Here is a 23,722-nt window from a genome sequence, read left to right on the forward strand (position 1 = left end):
GATCCCGGGAGAGATTGACATGCGCGTACTCGTCACAGGCCATCAGGGATATCTCGGATCCGTCATGGTGCCCGAACTGCTCGCCCGCGGTCACGAGGTCGTCGGCCTCGACACAGGCCTGTTCGCCGAATGCACCCTCGGTACGGCACCACAGGATCCGCCCGGCATGACCGTCGACATCCGCGATGTGGGAGTCGAGCACCTCACCGGGTTCGACGCCGTCATCCACCTCGCGGCGTTGTCGAACGACCCGCTCGGCGCATTTGCACCCGAGATCACCTACGACATCAACCATCTCGGATCCGTCCACCTGGCCAGGTGCGCGAAGGAGGCCGGTGTGCGCCGGTTCCTCTACGCGTCGACCTGCTCGGTGTACGGAAGCGCGGGTGACGATCTCGTGGACGAGAGCGCCCCGCTCCGTCCGCTCACGCCCTACGCCGTGAGCAAGGTCCGGGTCGAGGACGGCGTCGCGGCACTGGCCGACTCGGGCTTCTGTCCCGTCTTCCTCCGCAACGCCACGGCGTTCGGTTACTCGCCACGGCTCCGCGCGGACATCGTCGTGAACAATCTCGTCGGCACCGCGGTGCTCACCGGCGAGGTGCGTGTCCTGTCGGACGGGACCCCGTGGCGTCCCCTCGTCCACGCGAAGGACATCGCACTCGCGTTCGCGTGCGCGCTCACCGCACCGGAGAGCGACGTGTACTGTGCCGCGTTCAATGTCGGCACCGAGTCCAACAACGTCCGTGTACGCGACATCGCCGAATCCGTCACCCGCGCGGTCCCCGGTTCGTTCGTCTCCATCACCGGTGAGACCGGCCCCGACCCGCGGTCGTACCGCGTGGACTTCTCGGCCATCCGCCGCGCCATGCCGGCCTTCGTCCCGTCGTGGAGTGTCGACGCGGGCGCCGCCGAACTGTTCCGGCACTTCGTCGCCGACGACCTCACGAAGGAGGACTTCACGCAGCGCTTCACACGTCTGGCACATCTGCGGCGGCTGTCCGATGCGGGACGCCTCGATCCGACGCTGCGGCCACGGCCGGCGGGCGTGTCCCGCGAATGAACAGGTGCCGCGCGTGCGGCCACGATCGCCTCGAGCGAGTCCTCGATCTCGGGGCGGTCCCGCCCGCCGATCTCTTCCCACCCGGGGACTCGTCTCCTTCACCCGCCGAATCCGCCCACGAACTGGCGATGGTTCTGTGCACCGGGTGCGGACTCGCACAACTGGCGGACGACGACACCGTCCCGGACGAACCCCGCGGCATCGAGCCGGAGGCGCTGCGCGAGCAGGCTCGCGAGGCCGTCGAGGCGGTCGGGAAGGCCGGCAGGCTGAAGGGCCACACGGTGATCGAGTTCGGCAGCCCGCACGGCGGCACCTGGCTTCCCCTGCTGATCGAACGCGGATTCCGGTCCGCCGTCCCCGGGGCCGCCGCGTCCGTCGTCCTCGACAGTTTCGGCATCATGCACGAAACCGATCAGCGCGCGGCCTTCCTCAAGCGCGCTGCATCGCTGTCCCCCGACGGTGTGCTGCTGCTGCAGTTCCACACTCTCTCCGCCATCGTCTCGCAAGGACAGTGGAACGCCCTGCGGCACGGGCATTTCGCGTACTACTCGCTGACCGCGCTGCGGCGACTGCTCGAGGACGTGGGACTGCACATCTCCGAAGCCTGGACCTTCGACCTCTACGGCGGCACCGTGCTGGTCGCTGCCGAACGGGATCCGTGGACCAATGCCGGACTGAGCGCGCGCCGGATCCTCGCCGCCGAACGGGCGACCGGCATCACGAGCGCTGCGACGCTGCGCACCCTGCAGCGGCAGGCCGACCGCCAAGTGGACGAACTCGTCTCCTGGCTGCGGAAGTCGGCCGCCGAACACCGACGGGTGTTCGCTTACGGCGCGGCCTCCCGGGCCGTGGCGCTGTTCGCGCGCGCGGGCGTCGACCGCTCACTCATGGAGGCCGTCGCCGACGGTTCACCCGCGAAGGCCGGGCGGCGCATGCCGGGCACGGACGTCCCGATCGTCGACCTCACCGCTCTGCGCGACGCATCCCCCGATTGCATCCTGCTCACCGTCCCCGATCTGCTCCCCGAAGTGCGGGCGCAGTTCCCGGAGTTCGAGGGCCGCTGGTGTATTCCACCCGGCAGCGGGCACGGGGTCCGGTGGGTCGGGTGAGACGGACTCAGTCGCGGCGCCCGTCGGCGGGTCCCCCGCGGTGCTCGTCGGCGGGTGCCCCGCGGTGCTCGTCGGCGGGTGCCCAGTAGCGACGCCACGCATCCTCGTCGAGCCCGCCGTGCGGAACTCCGTCGGTGTGCGCGGCCTTCTCCGTCGCCCGGATCGATCCGGCGAACGCGAGGATCGCCGATCGGAGCGTCGACTCCGTGTCACCCGTGCCTGTGATCCGGACGACCCGCAATGCGTCGGGCACCAGGTCCTCCGGGAAACCCGCTCGCATCGCGCGTTCGATCACCTTGTCGGCCAGGGAGAGTGCGGGCTGCGCCATCGCGATCCCGTCGAGGCACGACGCGCGTGCCTTCTCCGTCTTCTTCGCGATCTCCCATGCCGCTTCCTGTTCCGCGACGTCGAGCGGACCGGTGTGCCCGTTGGTCAGGTGCGGGCTGCGCGCGGCCAGCTTGGCGACGAGCGTCGCCGCCACGTCGTCGACCGTGAACTGCCCGTTCGCCTCGGCGATCCGGGAGTGGAACAACACCTGCAGCAGCAGGTCGCCGAGTTCTTCGCGGAGCTCGTCCGAATCACCCGATTCGACGGCGTCGAGTACCTCGTAGGTCTCCTCGATCAGATAGCGGCGCAGACTCTCATGGGTCTGGGTGACCTCCCAACCCCCGAACGACCACAGTCTGTCCATCACGGCCGCCGCCTCGGCGAGAGCGGTGTAGTCGGTCATGCATTCACCGTCGCCGCGCTGTTCAGATCCACCGAACCCTGCGGCTTGCCGTCGAGGGCGAGCAGGAAGTCGGCGATGTACTGCAGCAACGCCACGTCGCGCACCCGGTCCGATCCGACCCCGCCGGTCCGCGGGATCGGCAGCTGCACGAGACCGCTCGTCGCGCGGTACTGCGCGCCCGGATACAACCGCTTGAGCCGCATCTGCTTCGAGTCGGGCAGCTCCATCGGCGAGATCCGGATCTGGGTGCCGGTGACCGCGACCTCCTCGAGGCCGTACTCACGGCACAGCAACCGCAACCGGCCGACGGACACGAGCCGCTGGACCTCCTCGGGCAACGGACCGTAGCGGTCGACGAGTTCATCGACGACCGTGGCGATCGCAGCGTCGTCGTTCGCGGCGGCGAGCTTGCGGTACGCCTCGAGCCGCAACCGGTCGGACGCGACGTAGTCGGCCGGGATGTGCGCGTCGACGGGAAGGTCGATCCGCACCTCCTTGGGTGCTTCGTCGGTGGTGACCGTCCGGCCGTCGGCCGCGGCCCGGTACGCCTCGACGGCCTCGCCGACGAGCCGCACGTACAGGTCGAAACCCACGCCGGCGACGTGGCCGGACTGTTCGGCGCCGAGAACGTTACCGGCGCCGCGGATCTCGAGGTCCTTCATGGCCACGGCCATACCCGCGCCGAGATCGGAGTTCTGCGAGATCGTGGCGAGCCGGTCGTAGGCGGTCTCCGTCAGCGGCTTCTCCGCCGGGTACAGGAAGTACGCGTAGCCGCGCTCACGCGAACGTCCGACGCGACCGCGCAGCTGGTGCAGCTGCGACAGGCCGAGCGAATCCGCGCGTTCGACGATGAGCGTGTTGGCGTTCGAGATGTCGAGGCCGGTCTCGACGATCGTCGTGCAGACCAGCACGTCGAACTCGCGCTGCCAGAAGCCCTGCACCGTCTTCTCGAGTGTCTCCTCGTTCATCTGCCCGTGTGCGACCGCGACCCGCGCTTCGGGGACGAGATCGCGGAGTCGCTTGGCGGCCTTGTCGATCGAGCTCACCCGGTTGTGGACGTAGAAGACCTGGCCGTCGCGCAACAACTCCCGGCGGATCGCCGCGGCGACCTGCTTGTCGTTGTAGCCACCCACATAGGTGAGGATCGGGTGCCGTTCCTCGGGCGGGGTGAGGATGGTCGACATCTCGCGGATCCCGGCCATGCTCATCTCGAGGGTTCGCGGGATCGGTGTGGCCGACATCGTGAGCACGTCGACGTGCGTGCGCAGCGCCTTGATGTGCTCCTTGTGCTCGACGCCGAAACGCTGCTCCTCGTCGACGATCACGAGACCGAGGTCCTTCCAGCGGATCCCGGTCTGGAGCAGGCGGTGGGTGCCGACGACGATGTCGACGGTGCCGTCGGCCATGCCCTCGGTGATCGCGCGCGAATCGGATGCGTCGGTGAACCGGCTCAGCCCCTTCACCGTCACGGGGAAGGCCGCCATCCGCTCGGTGAAGGTCTGCAGGTGCTGCTGCGCGAGCAGGGTCGTGGGGACGAGCACCGCGACCTGCTTGCCGTCCTGCACGGCCTTGAAGGCCGCACGCACCGCGATCTCGGTCTTGCCGTAGCCGACGTCGCCGATCACGACGCGGTCCATCGGCACCGCTTTCTCCATGTCGGCCTTGACCTCGGAGATCACCGTGAGCTGGTCCTGCGTCTCGGTGAAGGGGAAGGCGTCCTCCATCTCCTTCTGCCACGGCGAGTCGGGCGCGAAGGCATGGCCGGGCGAGGCCTGCCGCGCCGCGTACAGCCGCACGAGCTCGCCGGCGATCTCGCGAACCGCCTTGCGCGCCTTGCGCTTGGTGTTGGCCCAGTCGGATCCGCCGAGCTTGCTGACGGAGGGCAGCTCGCCGCCGACGTACCGGGAGAGCTGGTCGAGCTGTTCCATCGGCACGAACAGCTTGTCGCCGGGCTGGCCACGCTTGCCGGGTGCGTACTCGATGACGAGATATTCACGGCGGGCGCCGCCGACGGTCCGCTCGACCATCTCGACGAACTTGCCGATGCCGTGCTGGTCGTGGACGACGAAGTCACCGGCGTTCAGGGCGAGCGGGTCGACCTGGTTGCGACGCTTGACGGGAGTCTTGCGGCCCTCGGTGACCACGCGGTTGCCGGTGAGGTCGGCCTCGGTGACGACCACCAGCCCCGGCACCACGTTGTCGTCGTTGCCGGGGAGGACGACGCCCTCGTGCAGGCAGCCGCGCATGACACCGACCTGCCCGCGCACCGGTTCGGTGCCCGGCTCGAGCTTCGCGGCGGGGACCTCGTTCTCCTTCAGCCGCTCGAGGATCCGCTGTCCGGTGCCCGCACCGGCGACGACGATCACCGCGCGGCCACCGGCGGTGACGTGGGCACGCAGGTTCACGAACAGCATCGACAGCAGGTCCTCGGAGCCGCGGACCTCGGGGGCGGGCTGCACGTCGAGGACGAGTTCGGTGTCGGCACCGGACGCGAGCGGGCTGAGCGTCCACCACGGTCTGCCCGCGGCCTGCGCGGCCTCGCGCACCTGACGCAACGACCGGTAGGCCGACGCACCGAGATCGAGCTTCCGGCCGTCCACTCCGTTGAGGTTCGAGGTGTCGAGCGGCGCCGCGCCACCGATCGAGGCGGCGGTCCACGACGCCTCGAGGAACTCCTGCCCGGTGCGGGCGAGATCGCTCGCGCGGGTGCGGACCTTCTCCGGATCGCAGATCAGCACGTGCGTCCCGGCGGGCAGAACATCGGTGAGCAACTGCAACTCGCCGGGCTGCAGCACCGGCAGCAGCGCTTCCATGCCCTCGACCGGGATGCCGCCGGCCATCTTGTCGAGCATCTCGACGAGCGCCGCGTCGGCCGGATTGTCCTGGGCGAGCTGCGCGGCGCGGGCCTTGACCTCGTCGGTGAGCAGCAGTTCGCGGCACGGCGGCGCGACGAGCACAGGCACGTCGACCTCGGAGATCGAACGCTGGTCGGCGACCGAGAAGCAGCGCAGTTCGGTGACCTCGTCGCCCCAGAACTCGACGCGGACCGGATGGTCGGCGGTGGGCGGGAAGACGTCGAGGATGCCGCCGCGCACCGCGAACTCACCGCGCTTGCCGACCATGTCGACGCGGGTGTACGCGAGTTCGACGAGTCGCTCGACGAGTTCCTCGAAGTCGTGTTCGGTGCCGACCCGCAGCGTGACGGGGTCGATCTCGCCGAGTCCGGGAGCCATCGGCTGCACCAGCGACCGCACGGTGGCGACGACGACCCGCAGTGCGGGCCCGAGATCGCGATCGTCGGGACGGGCGAGGCGACGCAGGACGTGCAGGCGACGGCCGACCGTGTCGGCGCTCGGCGACAGGCGCTCGTGCGGCAAGGTCTCCCACGAGGGGAACTGCGTGACGCCCTCGCCGAACATCTCGGTGAGTTCGGCGGTGAGATCGTCGGCCTCGCGTCCGGTGGCGGTGACCACGAGCAGCGGTGACTTCTCGGCCAGCGCCGCCGCGACGAACGGCCGCGCGGCGGGTGGTGCGACGATCTCCTGTTCGGCGGAACCGGCGAGCTCGCCGATCCTGCGCAGTCTGTCGTCGGCCAGCGCGATCCGCGCCAATCCGGACAGTGGGACAGCGGCCGGGGGCACAGCAGACAAGGAAGGCGCTCCTGAGTGTGGGACGAGAACCTTGTCGAGTCTATTCCGCTGTTCCCCGCGCGTCACCGCGCCGGGGCGTGAAAGGCGCTACCGCGCCGGGGGCGCGAGGAGGTCGGCGCTGTTTGCACCGAGATCGCGCGCCGCCCACTCGGCCAGCCGTGCGAACAGTTCGTCGTCGTCCGCCTCGCGCCGGGTGTCGTCGTCGGCGAGCCAGCGACGGCGCACCATTCTCAGCAGTGCCGCGCGGGTGCGGACGGGATCGGCGTCGAGCGCGAAGGTGACGAAGGCGTCGGGTGTCCACGCTTCGATACCCGATCGTTCCAGTGCCCCGGTGAGCTCGGGGTCGGCGGTGACGACGGCGTCGGCATGGCACAGCAGCGCCACCGAGGTCACGTGCGCCTCCCTCGGTCCCGTCACGTGCGGCACCTCGCGGAGCACGGTGGTGGGCCAGACGACCCGGGCGTCGGGGAAGGCGCGGTCGAGTTCGGCGAAGAGGAAGTCGCGGGCGGGACGCAGCAGTTCCTGCGGTAGTCGGCGGTCCACTTCCGCGATGATCCCGTCGCTCCAGAAGGGTTGGTAGAGGCCCTCTTCGGCGAGGGCGAGCGCCACATCGCGCAGGCGGGGGCGGGCGAGAACCGTCGCACCGAGCACCACTCGAACCGGCATCGTCACCCTTCGTCGAACCGTCGGAACGGACCGTACCGTGCTGCCACGGCGGGCCGCGTCGTGCTTTCAGAACGGGTCGTACAGTCCTTCGCGCCGCGTGAGATCGGCGAGTCCGTCGAGGACCGTCGTGACCACCTCCGCCTGCTGCTTCGCGAGGTCGAGGACGTCGGAGCGCGACACCCGCCGGTGCAGGCCGTGGAAGTCGGCGGCGAGTGCGCCCGTGTCGACCAGGCGCGCGACGTGTCGGCGGGAGCAGCCGAGGACGTCGGCGGCCTGGGCGATGGTGAGCAACGACGGCACGACACCGATCGTCACGGCGGTGTCGGACCCGAACCGGTCGAGCAGACCCGCCAGCGCCGCGGGGGCCTCCTCGGCGGAGAACGGCCCGAAACTCACGACTGCAGCCGCAGACGGCGCTCCACGAACTGCCGGAAGTATTCGAGCTTGTTCGCCGGCACCAGTGCGGGCAGGATCATTCGCCACATCGCGCCCGTCTGCTCGGCGAGCCGTTCGGTCGCCTTGAGGGCGTTCGCCATGATCCGGGCGCCCATCGCCTGCTCGAGCAGCAACAGGGAGACGGCGTGGACGTCGACGTCCTCGACGAGGTCGCCCTCCTCGGCGGCCCGGGCCGCGAGTTCCTGCAGGTTGTTCTGCCAGATCTCGTAGGGTCGGTGCTCGGTGCCCTGGTAGTCGCCGATCTCGACCAGCAGCCGGAACATCGCCCGCACCACGGAATCGGTCTCGGACATGTCGACGTGCAGGACCGACAGGTCGATCAGTGTCTCGAGCGCCGGGGAACGGCGGTCCATCTTGGATTCGGCGGCGGCCTCGAAGCGGAGATAGCCGGAGTCGATCACCCCGCGCGCGAGTTCTTCCTTCGAACCGAAGTGGAAGTACAGCGCACCCTTGGTGACGCCGGCCTCCTCGATGATGTCGCCCAGGTTCGCGTCCGCGTACCCGTCGCGCACGAAGATCGTCGCTGCGCCCTGCAGCACCGATTCGCGCGTCACCTCTGCGCGTACTTGTCGTCCCACCACAGCCTGCCTTCTCACGGGTATCCCAACGATAACGCCACTTACCTGAAAGTAGAGAGCAGACGGTCCCGAAAACGAGAGGACTATTCGGAAACCGGGGGTTCCCCGAGCTTCGGGTCCGCTTCCAGACCGATGAGGCCGTTCCAGCACAGGTTCACGAGGTGGGCCGCCACATCCTCCTTCGACGGGGTGCGGCGGTCGAGCCACCACGTCGCGGTGGTGGCGACCATGCCGACGAGCGCCTGGGCGTAGAGCGGAGCGAATTCGGGGTTGAGGCCTCGCCGGGAGAAGTCGCCGGTCAGCAGCTCCCCCACCTGCCGCATCGCCTCGTTGAGCAGGCTCGAATAGGTGCCTTCCTCGGCGGACATCGGCGAGTCGCGCACGAGGATGCGGAAGCCGTCGGTGCGTTCCTCTATGTAGGTGAGCAGTGCGAGCGCGGCCCGCTCGACGCGGATCCTCGACCGGTTGCGGGTGAGACTCTCGGTGACCATCGACATCAGAACGGTCATCTCGCGGTCCACGACCACCGCGTAGAGGCCTTCCTTACCGCCGAAGTGCTCGTAGACGACCGGCTTGGAGACCTGCGCCCGCTGGGCTATCTCTTCTATGGAGGTGCCCTCGTAGCCGCGCTCGGCGAACAGGGCGCGACCGATCTCGATGAGCTGTTCGCGACGCTGCGTGCCCGTCATCCGGATCCGCGGAGTGCGCTCGGTTCGCTTCTGCGACGCCTGCGACACAGGTCCTCCTTCGGCGGCGGGACGTACTCGAACGTTCGACAGCCTATCCATTCCCGATCGCGCCACCCCAGGTTCGACGTCGACGCCGTCTCGTGCGAGGATCGGGGGCGCACGCCCGCCGGTTCCGCCGCGGGGGTGTGGCAGTCCGCCGTGGTGTAATCGGCAGCACCTCTGATTTTGGTTCAGATAGTTCAGGTTCGAGTCCTGGCGGCGGAGCGGGAACCGTCCCGGGGAGCCTCAGCGCTTCCCCGGTGCACGCACGGACCGGCGTGCAGAAACGTGTCGAGGGAGCTACATGCAGGTGCAGACCGCGATCGTCGTGCTGGCAGCCGGAGCAGGAACAAGGATGCGGTCGAAGACACCGAAGGTGTTGCACACCCTCGGTGGACGCACGATGCTCGCGCACTCCCTGTACGCCGCCGCCGCACTCGGACCCGCCCACCTCGTCACCGTCGTCGGGCATCGCCGCGAGGAGGTCTCCGCCGAGGTGAGCGCCGTCGCCGCGGGTCTCGACCGCGAGATCCTGGTGACCGTCCAGGAGGAACAGCTCGGCACCGGCCACGCCGTGGAGTGCGGCCTCGGTGCCCTCCCCGACGACTTCGACGGCACGGTCGTCGTCACCGCCGGCGACGTCCCGCTGCTCCGCCCCGACACCCTGCAGGAACTGCTCGACGCGCACCTCGACACCGAGCCGGCCGCCGTCACCGTCCTCACCACGACGGTGTCCGAGCCCACCGGCTACGGACGCATCGTGCGCACCACCGACGGCGACGTCGCCGGGATCGTCGAGGAGAAGGACGCCTCCCCGACGCAGCGCGCGATCCAGGAGATCAACACGGGCGTGTACGCCTTCGACGCGGCCGCGCTGCGATCGGCCCTCGGCAAGCTGAGCGCCGACAACTCGCAGGGCGAGCTGTACCTGACCGACGTCGTGAAGATCGCCCGCGGCGAGGGCCACACCGTCCGCGGCGTGCACACCGACGACGCCGTGCAGGTCTCCGGCGTCAACGACCGCGTCCAGCTCGCCGCACTGACCACCGAACTCAACCGGCGCCTGCTCGAGCACTGGATGCGCGAGGGCGTCACGGTGATCGACCCGGCCTCGACGTGGATCGACGTCGACGTCGTGCTCGGCACCGACGTCACCATCCACCCGGGTGTGCAGTTGCGCGGCCGCACGGTGATCGCCGACGACGCGGAGGTCGGCCCCGACACGACGCTGACCGACGTGCAGGTCGGCGCCGGTGCCACCGTGGTGCGCACCCACGGCTCCGACGCGGTGATCGGCGCGGAGGCCACGGTCGGCCCGTTCACCTATCTGCGTCCCGGCACCGAACTCGGCGCGTGCGGCAAGCTCGGCGCCTTCGTCGAGACGAAGAACGCGCAGATCGGGGCGCATTCGAAGGTCCCCCACCTCACCTATGTCGGCGACGCGGAGATCGGCGAGCACTCCAACATCGGAGCGTCGAGCGTGTTCGTCAACTACGACGGGGTGAAGAAGTACCGCACGGTCGTCGGATCGCACGTCCGGACCGGGTCGGACACGATGTTCGTCGCTCCCCTCACGGTGGGCGACGGCGCCTACACGGGCGCCGGAACAGTACTCCGTCGCGACGTTCCGCCGGGGGCGCTGGCGGTGTCGGGTACGCCACAGCGCAATATTGAAGGGTGGGTCCAGCGTAATCGCGCCGGTACCCCCGCTGCCGAGGCAGCATCGAGAGCACAGCAGCAGCACGACGACGATCGCCAGAAGGACGGCCAGAACCAGTGACCAATTGGATCGACAACCAGAAGAACTTGATGCTCTTCTCCGGCCGGGCCCATCCCGAGCTGGCGGAGCAGGTCGCGAAGGAACTGGGCGTCCCCCTCACCCCGCAGACGGCACGGGACTTCGCGAACGGCGAGACGTTCGTGCGTTTCGAGGAGTCGGTGCGCGGTTCGGACGCCTTCGTGCTGCAGAGCCACCCGTTCCCGCTGAACCAGTGGGTCATGGAACAGCTCATCATGATCGACGCGCTCAAGCGTGGTTCCGCCAAGCGCATCACCGCGATCCTGCCGTTCTACCCCTATGCCCGTCAGGACAAGAAGCACCGTGGTCGCGAGCCCATCTCCGCTCGCCTGATCGCCGATCTGCTCAAGACCGCCGGCGCCGACCGCATCATCACGGTCGACCTGCACACCGATCAGATCCAGGGCTTCTTCGACGGCCCGGTCGATCACATGCACGCACAGGGTCAGCTCGCCGAGTACATCCGCGGCAAGTACGGCGTCGAGAACATCGCCGTGGTCTCCCCCGACTCCGGTCGCGTGCGGGTGGCCGAGAAGTGGGCCGACACCCTCGGTGGCGCGCCGCTGGCGTTCATCCACAAGACCCGCGACCCGCTGGTGCCCAACCAGGTGAAGTCGAACCGCGTGGTCGGTGAGGTCGAGGGCCACACCTGCATCCTGATCGACGACATGATCGACACCGGTGGCACCATCGCCGGCGCCGTGAAGATCCTCAAGGAGGCCGGCGCGGGCGACGTCATCATCGCCGCCACCCACGGTGTGCTCTCCGACCCGGCCGCCGAGCGCCTCGCTTCGTGCGGCGCCAAGGAGGTCATCGTCACCAACACGCTGCCGATCCCACCGGAGAAGCAGTTCGACTGCCTCACCGTGCTGTCGATCGCTCCGCTGCTCGCGCAGACGATCCGCGAGGTCTTCGAGAACGGCTCGGTCACCTCGCTGTTCAACGGGGTCGCCTGACCTTCCGCTCGACGACGGGGCAGACTTGTCCGGGTGTTCACCGGATTTCCCGTCGCGGCCCTCGACTTCTACGACGATCTCGAGGCCGACAACAGCAAAGCATTCTGGGCCGCGCACAAGGCCGTCTACGACGACTGCGTGCGCGGCCCGATGCTTGCCCTGCTTGCGGAACTCGAGGAGGAGTTCGGGGAGGGCAAGGCCTTCCGCCCGTACCGCGACGTGCGGTTCAGCAAAGACAAGCTGCCGTACAAGACCCACCAGGGCGGATTCGTCTCCGTCGCGCAGAGCGTCGGCTACTACGTCGAGATCAACGCCGCCGGGTTGCGGGTCGCCGCCGGCCTGTTCCACGGCTCGTCCGATCAGATCGCCGGTTACCGGACCGGGGTCGATCACGACCGTCGCGGCCCCGAGCTCGGGAGGATCGTGCGCAAGCTCGAACGCGCGGGATACGAGATCGGCGGCGACCGGTTGAAGTCCCGGCCGCGCGGCGTGGACGCCGATCATCCCCGCATCGAACTCATGCGTCACCGGTCCCTGTGGGCCGGCCGCACCGAGATCTCCCCGCCGTGGATCGACAGTCCGCGCACCCTCGAGGAGGTGCGTTCGGCGTGGCGCGAGTTCCGGCCGCTGGTGCGCTGGCTCACCGCTGCTACCGCAACGTGATCCGGCAGACCGGGTGGTATGGAAATGCTGTGTGGCGCAATGGTTTGAAGGACGCGCCGGGACGGGGATGATCTTCGTCACGCCGCGCGAAATCGTCGCAGGTCGTGCGAGACCCCCCTCCCCTGCGTAACTCGGCTTTCACCTAAAGTGGCACCTCGTGACCGACGCGCAAACTCTCGAAGCCCCTACGGAAAACGCGACAATCCGAACGGTCCGACGATGGTCGCCGGGTGCGTGCGTCTGGTGTGGCGACACCGACTCGGTCGAGGTCTTCCGCAACGAACCTCGCTGTGCCACATGCCGTAAGCACGAAGCCGTCATCGAAGAGGCCCGCAAGTTCATGGGCATGTACGGCCTGCGCCCCATCGGCGGCACCCTGCAGTCCGACGACGAGGAGGAATACGAGCACCGCCTCGCCGCCCGCGAGGCCCGCCGCGCCCTCAACGACATCCGTCTCGCCGAGCAGCCCGACCCGGCACTCGTGCGCAAGGCCCTGCGTCCCCGCGCCGCCGCGATCACCGAGAGCCACACCGGTTCCTCCGCGCAGACGTCGACGCGTCCGGCCTCCGCGACTCGGAGCTCGTCCTCGTCCTCCTCGCCCAAGCCGGCGAAGTCCGCGGCTCCGGTCCGGACGGGCGCCGTGGACGTCGAGGAGATCCAGACCCGGGCCCTCGCGCTGCTCGATCAGCTCTCCGCGATCGATGCGCAGCTCGCGCTCGTCGCCGAGCAGAACGGCCTCGCCGCCCGCGCCCGCCGCAGCGATCTGGAGAAGCAGAAGGCGACGATCCTGCGCACTCTCGCCGCACTCGAGAAGGCACGTCTGAGCGCATCCGGCAGCTAGTCGCCGGACCGCACCACCGCAGCCCCGCTCCGCTCCGTCGAGTCCACTCGCCGGTCCGGGCGCGGGGCTGCGGTCGTTACCGCACGTCACGGTAGGTGTCGTTACCGCACCTCACGACAACGGACCGGGTAGTCTGTGATCGACCAAGGGCCTGTCGGGGGGCGCTGCTCGGGCGCTCTCGCCTGCGCGGATCCGGGCCGAAGCCTTCCGAAGGAGTGCGCGTGAGTGTTTCCGGCTCCCCTCGCGTCGGTGCACCCGCGTGGCGTTCGTTGTCCTCTGCCCTGGCGCGGCCCCGATTGTTCGCGTGTCTCGACCGGGGCTCCACACTCACGGTGATCGACGCTCCCCCGGGCTTCGGCAAGCGGACCCTCGTCGCGGGATGGCTCCATCGGGGCGGTGCACCCGACCACACGATCGTCTGGGTTCCCGAACTCACGGCCTCCGGCGACGGCGACCTGTCCGAGCGTGTGCTCGAGGTCCTCGCCGACCACCCGGCCGTCGAGGTCGCCACCGACGGTCCCGACGATTCTCCGTTCGAGCGTGTGGTCGGTACCTTCCGCGTTCTGGAGTCGCCCTGCCTGCTCGTGCTCGCCTGTGTGTCGCCGCAGAACTCGGCCGAGGTGCTCGAAGAAACCCTCCGGCTGCTCGACCACTGCCCACGGCTCGACGCGATCGTCTGCCTGCCGGGCAACAGCACCGACATGACCGAGGTCGTCCTCCGCGGGATCGACTCCACGTACGTCCCGGCAGCCGATCTCGCCTTCACCGTCGAGGAGACGACGACGCTGTTGCGCGATGCCGGACCGGAGCGCTCCGACAGCGAGTGCGAGGTCGTGTGTCGCGTGCTCGGTGGTGTGCCGACCCTGGTCTCGGCGGCCGCGGTCGTCGCCCGGAGCCGGCCCCAGCGCCTGATCGACTCCCGGGGACTGCCGACCCCTGCCTTGGCCCGCCTCGTGCGGACGTACGTCGAGAACCGGCTCGACGAACTCGACGACGCGCACCGCGAGTTCGCGTTCTCGGTCGCTGCTGCCCACAGTGTCACCGCCCACCGGGCAGCCGAACTGACGGGCACGGCGGATGCCGAAGGATCACCGGCGGCACTTGCCGCCGCAGGCGCACTGGCCACACTCGCCGCGGCAGGCCTCGTGATGGATTCGCCCTTCGACGATCCCCGGACATGGCGGTGGCCCGACGCCGTCCGCTCGTGCGTGCTCGACATCTCCCGCCGGGAGCACCCCGGACGCGTCGACGCCCTGCTCGTCGAACTCGCCCGCGCCCATCGCGACGCCGGTAAACCCGCCGAGGCGTCGATCTACGCGGTCGAGGCCGGCGACTGGGAGACCGCCGTGGCGATCGTCGAGGAATCCTGGGCGCGCATGGTCGACAGCTCCTTCGACGTACTCGTCAAGGTGCTCCGGCAGATCCCCGACCAGGAGCTCGGCGACCATCCGTCGGTCCAGGCCGGTCGCGCGCTGTTCACGCAGATGCTCGACGAACATTCGATCCTGCACGCCTCCCTGCCCACGGATCCCGACGAACTCGCCGAGCTCGGGAAGACGCCCGGTGCCGCGCAGGCCGTCTACGTCGCGACGGTGCAGACCCTGACCCTGCGGGTCTCGGGCGAATTCGGTGAGGCCGCGCGGTTGACGCTGCTGTTGCGTCCACTCGTCCATTCGATCCTCGAACACCGGCCCGACGACCTCGGCCCGCAGCTCCCGCTGCTGCGCGTGCAGTGGGCGATCACACTCCAGCTCGCCGGATATCTGACCGAGTCCACCACCGTCTTCCGCCGCGCCTACCGCGGTGCCTACGCCGCGAACATCGCCTTCGTCATCCAGAACGCCGCGGGAAGCTCGGCGCTGAACTGGGCGGTGACCGGCGACAATCCGCGCGCCCGCGAATGGCTGCGCACCGAGAGCAACGCCGAGCCCACCGAGGGCCGCTGGGGAGAGATGGTCAAGGTGGGTGGCCGGGTGGCGTCCACGCTCGTCCACCTCGACTCGCTCGAGCTCGACCGTGCCGTCGGATATCTCGACGAGCTCGGCGTCCCGCGGGTCTCGGAGGAACTCTGGGGCTTCGTCGCCTACGGCCGGGCCTACTACAACCTGGCGACGGGCAACGCCTACGACGGACTCACCGAACTCCACCGGCTCATCGCCTCGCACCATGATCTGTTCGACCGCGGTGCGTTCTCGCGCACCCTGCTCGGCGCCGCCGAGATCGACCTGCAGCTGGCGCTCGGCAACGGCAACCTCGCGCGCGCCCTCGCCGAGGAGGCGCCGCAGAACCATCCGCTGCTCGTGGTGACGAACGCGCGCGTCGAACTGTTCACCGGTCATCCCGACGTCGCGCTCAAGAAGCTCAAGCGCGTTCCGTGGACGGAGTGCGGTTTCCCGCGCGCACATCTCGAGGCGTTGCTCGTGGAGGCGAGCGCCCACCTCGATCTCGACGAGAAGGACGCCGCGGTACGCAGCTGGCGGCGGGCCTGCACCCTCGCCGACGCCCTCGGCAACCGCCGCGCCTTCACGACTCTCGCCGAAGGTGTTGCCCGGCGTCTCGCGGAGCTCGGCGGTCCTACCGTCCCGGGCGAGCCGGTCGGGTCCGTCTTCACCGAACCGGTCACCTACGTCGAACTGTCCCGGCGTGAGACGGACGTGCTGGAGTTGCTGGCGCTGGGATCGACGCACGCCGACATCGCGAAGAAGTTGTTCGTCTCGCACAACACGATCAAGACCCAGTTGCGCAGCATCTACCGCAAGCTCGGGGTGCACACCCGGGTGGAGGCGATCGGCCGGGCGCGCGATCTCAGGCTGTTGCCGGTCCGCCGGTCGCTGTAGCCGAACGCGCACGCATCCGGGCGGCGAGCCGCAGATCGAGCGCCCACACGACGCCCGCGAGCGCCGCCAGACCGACACCGAGCACACACACCGTGGTCCACCCGCCGGCGCTCCACGCCATCGTGCCGAGCGCCGAACCGGATGCCGCTCCGACGAAGTAGCCCGTCATGTAGACGGAGTTGACGCGTGAGCGGGCGTCGGGGTCGAGGGCGTACACGATGTTCTGGTTGGTGATGTGCACGAGATTGAGCGCGAGGTCGACGACGAGCATCCCGACGACGAACCACACCAGCGAACTCCCGCCCGCCGCGAGCGCCGCCCACGACGCGATCAGCATGAACACGCCCACGGCGGTCGTCGGTGGTCCGTAACCGCGGTCGACGAGCCGGCCCGCCGCGGTCGCGGCGAACGCACCGGCCACCCCGGCCAGCCCGACGAGACCGATCTGCAGATCGTCGAGGCCGAACGGCGGGTCGGACAGCAGGAACGCCATCGTCGAGAACAGCGCACCCACCGACGCGAAACCCAGTCCGCCGAGCAGCGTCCGGCTCCGCAGGCGGGGATGCGTGACGATCAACGTCCCGAGGGATCGCAGGGTGCTGCCGTAACCCTGACGGACCACCGGTGGCGTCGCCGGCAGCACCCGCCACAACGCGAGGGCCACGATCACCATGGCGACCGTGCTCACCCGGTAGACCGTCGTCCAGCTGTCGCCGAGTTCGGCGAGGATGCCCGCGACGCTCCGGGCCACGAGGATCCCGACGAGCAGCCCGCTCATCACGGTGCCGACCGCGCGACCCCGCGATTCCGGCGTCGCGAGGGTCGCGGCGAACGGCACCAGCACCTGCGCGGCCACCGAGAACAGACCGGCGATCGCGGTGCCCACCACGAGCACCCCGATATTCGGCGCGAATCCGCTCAGCCCCTGCCCCGCCGCCGCGGCCAGCATGAGCATCACCGCCAGTCGCCGCTGCGGGAACATGTCGCCGAGCGGTACGAGGAACAGCAGGCCGAGCGCGTAGGCGACCTGCGCGACCGTCACGGTGGAGGCGGCGGCCGATCGGGAGGTGTCCAGTGCTTCGGCGATCGAGTCGAGCAGCGGCTGGTTGAAGTAGTTGCCACCCACGCACAGACCCGTCGCCACGGCCATGAGCAACAGGACCGGGGTCGTCAGGACGGGACGGGAGGACGTCATGTCCTCCAGCGTCCCGTGTCGGCGCGGCGGAAGTCGAATCGGCTCGTCGGCCGCCTTCCGAGGACTACTCCCGGGAGGCGGCGAGCAGGACGAACCGTCCGTCCGGATCCACCCATTCGTGCCGGACCACGAATCCCGCGTCGGCGAGTTCCTGCGAGATACCGACGAGGCGGAACTTCGCGGAGATCTCGGTCCGGATCTGCTCGCCCTCGGCCAGGGAGATCTGCAGGTCGAGACCCGGGATCCTCACGTCCATCGCCTCGGTCGCCTCGAGTCGCATCTCGATCCATTCGTTCTCCGCGTCCCAGACGGCACGGTGCACGAACCGGCCGGGATCGAAGTCGGCGCCGAGCCGGTCGTTGAGCACGCGCAGGACGTTCCGGTCGAACTCCGCCGTCACTCCGGCCGCGTCGTCGTAGGCGGCGATCAGGGTGTCGCGGTCGATGACGAGCCCGGCCCCGAGGAGCAGCCATTCACCGGGGTGGAGGATCGCGGCCGTCCCGGAGAGGAACTGTGCGCGTTCGCTCGGGACGAGGTTGCCGATGGTGCCGCCGAGGAACGCGATCGCGCGTTTCCCGCCGGCGGGGAGATGCGCGAGCGAATCGGTGAAGTCGCCGACCACCCCGTGCACCGTCAGGTTCGGATACTCCGCCGCCAGTCTCGTGACGGCCGACCGCAGTGCCGGTTCGGAGACGTCCTGCGGCACGTAGGTGTGGAGATACGGTTCGAGGGCGTCGAGCAGCACGTGCGTCTTCTCGGACGACCCGGAGCCGAGTTCGACGAGCATCTCGGGGCGGGCGGCGTCGGCGAAGTCGGCGGCGTGCCGGCGCAGCAGGGTGAACTCGGTGCGCGTCGGGTAGTACTCGGGCAGCCGCGTGATCTCGTCGAACAGTTCGCTGCCCCGCGCGTCGTACAGCCAGGTGGGCGACAGGTACTTGGGATCGGACGTGAGTCCGCGCCGTGCGTCCTCGCGCAGTTTGGCGTCGAGGTCCTCGGGGCGCAGGTGCACGTCGACGATCACGGTGAGCCGACCTCCAGTGGTGAGACGATGAGTTTGCCCGGCATCGCGGCGACGAGATGCCGGTCGGGTACGGGTCCCCAGCGGCTGTCGTCGTCGAACGGTTCGGACGCCACGATCGCGACCTGTTCGTCGACGAACGTCCACAGCGAGTGGTACCAGGCGGTGGCCCAGATCCCGGATTCGTTGCACAGCAACATGTTCAGACGGGAGTCCGGTGCGAGTTCCAGCACGTCGTGGACGAGTGAGATCAGCGCCGGTTCGGGATCGGCCGAGCGCAGCCGCGACTGCAGCAGGAGCCACAGCGTGGCGGCATCGGTCGGCGATTCGAGTCGCAGCAGTTCGGCGACGGGCAGCGCGCCGGCGAGGGTGACGAGCGATCCCGGCCAGCCCCGGACGACTCCGTTGAGGCTGAACGCCCACCTGTCGTCGGAGAAGGGTGCGGTTGCCGATCGTTCGACGGGCATCCCCTCGGTGGCCGAGCGGGTCGCGGCGACGACGGTGCGCGACCGTATCGACGTCAGGCCTTCACCGACGAAGGAATCGGACCAGATCGGCAACGCCGACCGGTAGCGTCCGAAAGTGCCTTCGGCACTCCACCATCCGACGCCGAAGCCATCGGCGTTGATCGTGCCTCCCCCACGCATGTCGGTGGGCGCCCACGACTGGCGGAGCAGCGAGTTGGTTCCGGTGGACAGCAGTGCGGCGACGTTCGTCTCCGGTCCGATGTACGCCAGATGTCTACACATCGCCCGTCCCGTACGCGACGCGGAGCCCGGCGAAGATCTGGCGGCGGATGGGCAGATCCCAGTTGCGGAAGGTTCCGCGGCACGCGACCTCGTCGGTCCCGAACGATCCTCCACGCAGAACCCGGTGACCGTCCCCGAAGAAGACCTCGGAGTACTCGCGGTACGGGAACGCGCGGAAGCCCGGATAACCGGTGAACGGTGTGGACGTCCACTCCCAGACGTCGCCGATCAGCTGGTGCACTCCGAGCGGTGACACTCCCTCCGGATACGCACCGACCACGGCGGGACCGAGATGGCGCTGACCGAGATTGGCGTGGCCGGGACCGGGATCCTCGTCGCCCCACGGGAATCGGCGGCTGCGTCCGGTGGCCGGATCCCAGCGTGCCGCCTTCTCCCATTCGGCCTCGGTCGGAAGACGTCCACCGACCCAGCGGGCGAACGCCTCGGCTTCGTGGAAGCACACGTGCACGACCGTCTCGTCCGGATGCAGCGGCATCGTACGACCGAAGGCCGTTCGGCTCCACCCTGTTTCATCGTCGCGACTCCAGAACTGCGGAGCCTCGAGACCGGCGTCGAGGCGGTGCTGCCAGCCTGCCTCGCTCCACAGTTCGGGCCGCTCGTACCCGCCGTCCTCGACGAACCCGAGGTAACGGCGGTTGGTGACGGGCACCGCGTCGAGTTCGAACTCCGGCACCTCGACGACGTGTGCCGGGCGTTCGTTGTCGAGGGCCCACGGATCGGTGGACGTGCCCATCTCGAATGCGCCGGCGGGGATCCGGACGCGTTCGGTGTCGCGGACGGTTCCGGTGCGCGGCGCTTCCGGCGCGTCGAGCAAGGGTGGACCCTGCCGCAACTGGTGTGTCGCGAGCATCGTCTCGTCGTGCTGTTGTTCGTGCTGCGCGACCATCGCGAAGACGAAACCCTCGCGGGTCAGCTCGTCATCGAATGCACTGTCTTCGAGCACATCCCAGGTGAGATCGCGGACGGCACGCGCGTAACCGCGGGCGGCGTCGGGGTCGAGCAGCGGCAGCCCCGTGCGGGTCGCGCGGGGATGCCGGAACGCGTCGTAGAGATCGTCGATGTCGCCGCGGACCGCAGGGCGCCTGCCCGCGACCCGCACGAGCCAGCGCTCCTCCTGGTTGGCGATGTGCGCGAGATCCCACACCAGCGGGCTCATCAACGGCGAATGTTGTGCGGTGAGATCCTGTTCCGGCACGGAGGTGAGTACCTCGGTGCGGGCACGCGCCCGCTCGAGGTGACGCCTGAGCGCAACACGAGCAGGTGTCACCGCACCTCCTCACCCGGCGCCAGACCGCGCAGGCACCGTGCCGCGGCCGCGTCGAGCGCCGCGGTGAACCGCATGTCGCGGGAGGACTCCGCTGCGAGCGAGAGCAGTCCGGCTGCGGCAGCACGCAATTCGAGCGAGGCGAGACCGACGCGGGCCGCCTCGATCCACTGGTCGCGCACCGGCGCGGCGATCGCGCACGCCTCCGCGGAGACCTCCGGAGCGGAGAGCAGGGCTTCGAAGGCCGCGACGGGTACCTGCCACGACTCGGCCGGCTGGGCATCGAGATAACGCACCTCGAGATGCCCGCACGGTCGAACCGGCGGGAACAGCGTCGTCATGTGGTAATCGAGGTCGTCGACGGTGGGTCGACGGCGGATGTCGGCGTCGAGCTCACCCGCGAGCCACGCCGCGAAGGTCGCGCCGGGTGGTGCGTACCACTCGGGCAGCTCCGAACGCACACAGGTCAGCGGTGCGTCGAGAACCCACGCCGGGTAGTCGGCGGGATGGCGGACGTGGGTGAGATCGGGGTCGAGTTCGAGCCACGTGCGCATCCGCTGCGACACCCAGTCGCCCTCCGGAGCGCCCCGCAACCGGGGTGAGCACGCGAAGGCCGCGATCATCGCCGGGCCGATGGCGTGCACCAGCTCCCAACGCTGCACCACCTCCGCCTCGTCGCGTCCCGCGTCGACGGAAACCTGCACCGACGCAGTGCTGTTCATCATCAGCCGACCCATCGGACCGATGCGGTCGTAGCGGAGCTCCATCGCCCCGTAGCGGGGGGTGCGCAGCAGGCGGTGGGGAGGCCGCACCTCGTCGGCGGCGCGGTCGAGCATGATCACCGACCGGCGGGCCAGCAACGCCCGGAGCATGCGGAGGTCGGCCGTGAGCCGATCGCACACCTGTCGCGCCGAGGTGCACGGCACGCTCGACAGCTCGATCTGACCACCCGGCTCCACGCTGACCGCGCTGCCCGACGGCAGGGGACGGGCCGACGACGACGGCGCCACCGTGCGCGGCGCGTGGGGCCCGAGGGCCTCGACGAGCCTCGTGAGTTCGGGACGCGATTCGGTGCCGTCGGCCCGCGCGGTGAGCCATTCGAGCTCGACCCCGATCAGCCTGGGGATTCCCAGCCGGAACGCCCTGCTGCGGACATGGTCCTCCGCTGCTGCTCGGGAGCCGAGTTCCTTACGGGCACGGGAGGCTGCGGCATCGACTGCCATTGCCATTCGTCCACCCCCTCGGCCGGTGCGCCAGGTCTGCGGTCGAGACTAACCCGCCCGGGGACACGACGCGCGGATAACGCACCGGTGCGTGCGCGAACGCACTCCACCGGGCAGGCTCGACCCCGACGATACGGACGACGGAGGAGGTGAGCGGCCCGTGCTGGACCTCCAGGCGGCCCGACGCGACACACCGGGATGCTTCGACCGGGTCTTCCTCGACAGCGCCGGCTCGTCGCTGCCCCCGACACCGGTGCTCGAGACGATGCTCGCGCACCTGCGGCGCGAGGCCGAGGTCGGCGGGTACGCGGCGGCCGACGAGCGGCTCGACGACCTCACGGCCGTGAAGACCTCGCTCGGCCGCCTGTTCGACGTGCCGGAGACCTCTCTCGCGCTGTCCGACGGCGCCTCGCGGGCGTGGACGTCCTTCTTCTACGCGGTGCCGCTGCGACCCGGCGATCGCATCCTGATCTCGCAGGCCGAATACGCCGCGAACGCGATCGCCGCGCTGCAGCGCGCGCGGGCGACCGGCGCCACCGTCGAGGTCGTTCCGTCCGATCCGTCCGGCCGCGTCGACGTCGAGGCACTCGAGGGGATGCTCGACGAACGGGTGCGGCTGGTGTCCGTCGTGCACGCCCCCACCAACGGCGGGCTGGTCAACCCGGTGCGGGAGATCGCCGACGCCGCGCACGCGGTCGGGGCGCTCGTGCTGCTCGACGCGTGCCAGTCGGTGGGGCAACTGCCGGTGAGCGTGCCCGAACTCGACGTCGACGCACAGTCGGGCACCGGGCGCAAGTGGCTCCGAGGTCCGCGCGGCACCGGTTTCCTCTACGTGCGGCCGCGCCTGGTGACCGAACTCGAACCGGCCGTTCTCGACCTGCACAGCGCCTCGTGGACCTCGGCCGGCAGCTACGAACTCGCTCCGGACGCCACCCGCTTCGAGATGTGGGAGGCCGGAGTGGCGGCCCGGCTCGGGCTCGGCGCGGCCGTGGACTATCTCCTCGATCTGGGTGTCGACGCCGTGGCCGAGGCGGTGGCCTACCGGGCCGGGCACGTGCGCGAGGGGCTCGCGGGCATCGACGGCGTCACCGTCACCGACCTCGGTGAGCAGCGCAGCGGCATCGTCTCGTTCACCGTGGACGGCCGCGACCCGCGGGAGGTCCGCGACGCCCTGGCCGAGCGGTCGGTGACGGTCACGGTCAGCAGCCGCAGTTCGACGCTGCTGGACATGACCTCGCGCGACCTGCAGTCGGTGGTGCGGGCGTCGCCGCACTACTTCGTCTCCCCCGCCGACGTCGACAGGTTCCTCGCCTCGGTGCACGACATCGCCCGGTCGTGAAGCTCATGCGCGTGGACGACAGGGCTGTTTGTCCCTGATCGACGTCGTCCGGTAAAGTGGTTCGAGTTGTCTCGGCGAGGGTGAACCGCAATATCGCTGGATCACCGTGATCGACGCGGCTGCGACGGAAGCAATGTGCTCCCCGGTCGCACGTGTCGGATCCGTTCGTTCGAGAACACCCGACCACGAAGTGCCACCAGCGTAGGAGCCGTCACATCATGTCCGACGAGAATCGTCTCGTAGCCAGCGTCCGCACCGAGTTCGGCAAGGGTGCCGCACGCCGCGCCCGTCGCGCCGGCCAGGTCCCCGCCGTCCTCTACGGCCACGGCACCGAGCCCCGGCACCTCGCCCTCCCCGACCTCGAGTTCGCAGCCGTGCTGCGTAACCACGGCACCAACGCCGTCCTCACGCTCGACATCGACGGCGAGGACCAGCTCGCGCTGACCAAGTCGGTCGTCGTCCACCCCATCCGCCGCTACATCGAGCACGCCGACCTGCTCGTCGTGAAGAAGGGCGAGAAGGTCACCGTCGAGGTGCCCGTCGTCCTCTCCGGTGAGGCCGGCTCCGGCACGCTGGTGGTCAACGAGGTCAACACCATCAAGCTCGAGGCCGACGCCCTGAACATCCCCGAGGAGATCACCGTCTCGATCGAAGGCGCCGAGGCCGGCACCCAGATCCTGGCCGGTGGCGTCGAGCTGCCCGCCGGCTCGACCCTGCAGGACGATCCCGAGCTGCTGCTCGTGAACATCGTCGAGGCTCCCTCCGCCGATGCCCTGGAGGGCACCGAGGGCGAAGAGGCCGCAGAAGAGGCTTCCGAGGAGGCCTGAGCCTTCACCGGCTC

Annotated in this window: 20 protein-coding genes and 1 tRNA gene; 10 read left to right on the forward strand and 11 right to left on the reverse strand. The window is 69.5% G+C overall.

Annotated features, from left to right (window positions below; translation table 11 throughout):
* Positions 1-19: 19 nt before the first annotated feature.
* Complete coding sequence (locus tag ACLBYD_RS04710) at positions 20-1,060, forward strand: NAD-dependent epimerase/dehydratase family protein (RefSeq protein WP_447815583.1); 1,041 nt, start codon at positions 20-22, stop codon at positions 1,058-1,060.
* Positions 1,057-2,169, forward strand: a complete 1,113-nt coding sequence (locus ACLBYD_RS04715; RefSeq protein WP_447815584.1) for a class I SAM-dependent methyltransferase — start codon at positions 1,057-1,059, stop codon at positions 2,167-2,169. Before ACLBYD_RS04710 ends, ACLBYD_RS04715 begins: the two co-directional genes overlap by 4 nt.
* A 7-nt stretch (positions 2,170-2,176) precedes the next feature.
* Here the strand turns inward: ACLBYD_RS04715 and ACLBYD_RS04720 are convergent, their stop codons facing one another.
* The 6 genes from ACLBYD_RS04720 to ACLBYD_RS04745 all read right to left on the reverse strand — a co-directional run bounded on the left by ACLBYD_RS04720 (position 2,177) and on the right by ACLBYD_RS04745 (position 8,938).
* The gene (locus tag ACLBYD_RS04720; protein ID WP_447815585.1) at positions 2,177-2,899 is read right to left on the reverse strand and encodes a MazG family protein; all 723 of its coding nucleotides are present in this window, start codon (positions 2,897-2,899) and stop codon (positions 2,177-2,179) included.
* Positions 2,896-6,549, reverse strand: a complete 3,654-nt coding sequence (gene mfd, locus ACLBYD_RS04725) for a transcription-repair coupling factor (protein WP_447815586.1) — start codon at positions 6,547-6,549, stop codon at positions 2,896-2,898. The genes ACLBYD_RS04720 and mfd overlap by 4 nt, the downstream gene beginning before the upstream one ends.
* Positions 6,550-6,636: 87 nt before the next feature.
* Entirely contained in the window at positions 6,637-7,215 is a 579-nt protein-coding gene (locus ACLBYD_RS04730; protein ID WP_447815587.1) for a PIN domain-containing protein, read from the reverse strand.
* A 66-nt stretch (positions 7,216-7,281) separates the two neighbouring features.
* Positions 7,282-7,611 carry a helix-turn-helix domain-containing protein gene (locus ACLBYD_RS04735; protein WP_447815588.1) on the reverse strand — a complete coding sequence of 110 codons (330 nt, stop codon included), beginning with the start codon at positions 7,609-7,611 and terminating at the stop codon, positions 7,282-7,284.
* Positions 7,608-8,249, reverse strand: a complete 642-nt coding sequence (locus tag ACLBYD_RS04740; protein ID WP_267499189.1) for a ScbR family autoregulator-binding transcription factor — start codon at positions 8,247-8,249, stop codon at positions 7,608-7,610. The genes ACLBYD_RS04735 and ACLBYD_RS04740 overlap by 4 nt, the downstream gene beginning before the upstream one ends.
* 83 nt (positions 8,250-8,332) lie before the next feature.
* The gene (locus ACLBYD_RS04745; protein WP_172415033.1) at positions 8,333-8,938 is read right to left on the reverse strand and encodes a TetR/AcrR family transcriptional regulator; all 606 of its coding nucleotides are present in this window, start codon (positions 8,936-8,938) and stop codon (positions 8,333-8,335) included.
* A gap of 192 nt (positions 8,939-9,130) precedes the next feature.
* Between ACLBYD_RS04745 and ACLBYD_RS04750 the strand changes: the two genes are divergently transcribed.
* From ACLBYD_RS04750 to ACLBYD_RS04775, 6 genes are all read left to right on the forward strand, one after another.
* A tRNA-Gln gene (locus ACLBYD_RS04750) sits at positions 9,131-9,202 on the forward strand.
* Positions 9,203-9,281: 79 nt separating this feature from the next.
* Positions 9,282-10,757, forward strand: a complete 1,476-nt coding sequence (glmU, locus tag ACLBYD_RS04755) for a bifunctional UDP-N-acetylglucosamine diphosphorylase/glucosamine-1-phosphate N-acetyltransferase GlmU (RefSeq protein ID WP_447815589.1) — start codon at positions 9,282-9,284, stop codon at positions 10,755-10,757.
* Entirely contained in the window at positions 10,754-11,731 is a 978-nt protein-coding gene (locus ACLBYD_RS04760; protein WP_120281714.1) for a ribose-phosphate diphosphokinase, read from the forward strand. Before glmU ends, ACLBYD_RS04760 begins: the two co-directional genes overlap by 4 nt.
* Positions 11,732-11,764: 33 nt before the next feature.
* Positions 11,765-12,394 (forward strand): DUF2461 domain-containing protein, encoded by a 630-nt coding sequence (locus tag ACLBYD_RS04765; RefSeq protein ID WP_258259807.1) that lies wholly within the window; start codon positions 11,765-11,767, stop codon positions 12,392-12,394.
* 157 nt (positions 12,395-12,551) lie between these two features.
* Positions 12,552-13,235, forward strand: a complete 684-nt coding sequence (locus tag ACLBYD_RS04770; protein ID WP_447815590.1) for a hypothetical protein — start codon at positions 12,552-12,554, stop codon at positions 13,233-13,235.
* Between the two features lie 221 nt (positions 13,236-13,456).
* Complete coding sequence (locus ACLBYD_RS04775) at positions 13,457-16,072, forward strand: LuxR C-terminal-related transcriptional regulator (RefSeq protein ID WP_447815591.1); 2,616 nt, start codon at positions 13,457-13,459, stop codon at positions 16,070-16,072.
* Here the strand turns inward: ACLBYD_RS04775 and ACLBYD_RS04780 are convergent.
* The 5 genes from ACLBYD_RS04780 to egtA all read right to left on the reverse strand — a co-directional run bounded on the left by ACLBYD_RS04780 (position 16,041) and on the right by egtA (position 21,548).
* Positions 16,041-17,267, reverse strand: coding sequence for an MFS transporter (locus tag ACLBYD_RS04780; RefSeq protein ID WP_447815592.1), 1,227 nt, complete (start codon positions 17,265-17,267; stop codon positions 16,041-16,043). The genes ACLBYD_RS04775 and ACLBYD_RS04780 overlap by 32 nt on opposite strands.
* 64 nt (positions 17,268-17,331) lie before the next feature.
* Positions 17,332-18,288 (reverse strand): L-histidine N(alpha)-methyltransferase, encoded by a 957-nt coding sequence (egtD, locus tag ACLBYD_RS04785; protein WP_447815593.1) that lies wholly within the window; start codon positions 18,286-18,288, stop codon positions 17,332-17,334.
* The gene (gene egtC / locus ACLBYD_RS04790) at positions 18,285-19,034 is read right to left on the reverse strand and encodes an ergothioneine biosynthesis protein EgtC (protein ID WP_447815594.1); all 750 of its coding nucleotides are present in this window, start codon (positions 19,032-19,034) and stop codon (positions 18,285-18,287) included. Before egtC ends, egtD begins: the two co-directional genes overlap by 4 nt.
* The gene (egtB, locus tag ACLBYD_RS04795; RefSeq protein ID WP_447815595.1) at positions 19,027-20,322 is read right to left on the reverse strand and encodes an ergothioneine biosynthesis protein EgtB; all 1,296 of its coding nucleotides are present in this window, start codon (positions 20,320-20,322) and stop codon (positions 19,027-19,029) included. The genes egtC and egtB overlap by 8 nt, the downstream gene beginning before the upstream one ends.
* Positions 20,319-21,548: an ergothioneine biosynthesis glutamate--cysteine ligase EgtA gene (egtA, locus tag ACLBYD_RS04800; RefSeq protein WP_447815596.1), complete on the reverse strand. Its 1,230-nt coding sequence runs from the start codon at positions 21,546-21,548 to the stop codon at positions 20,319-20,321. The genes egtB and egtA overlap by 4 nt, the downstream gene beginning before the upstream one ends.
* A gap of 154 nt (positions 21,549-21,702) precedes the next feature.
* On the opposite strand from egtA, the gene ACLBYD_RS04805 reads away from it, so the two are divergent.
* A complete protein-coding gene (locus tag ACLBYD_RS04805; protein WP_447815597.1) occupies positions 21,703-22,881 on the forward strand; it encodes an aminotransferase class V-fold PLP-dependent enzyme in 1,179 nt (392 codons plus the stop codon).
* 218 nt (positions 22,882-23,099) lie between these two features.
* Entirely contained in the window at positions 23,100-23,708 is a 609-nt protein-coding gene (locus ACLBYD_RS04810; RefSeq protein WP_447815598.1) for a 50S ribosomal protein L25/general stress protein Ctc, read from the forward strand.
* Positions 23,709-23,722: the final 14 nt, after the last annotated feature.

The sequence above is a fragment of the Rhodococcus sp. C26F genome (assembly GCF_053345925.1).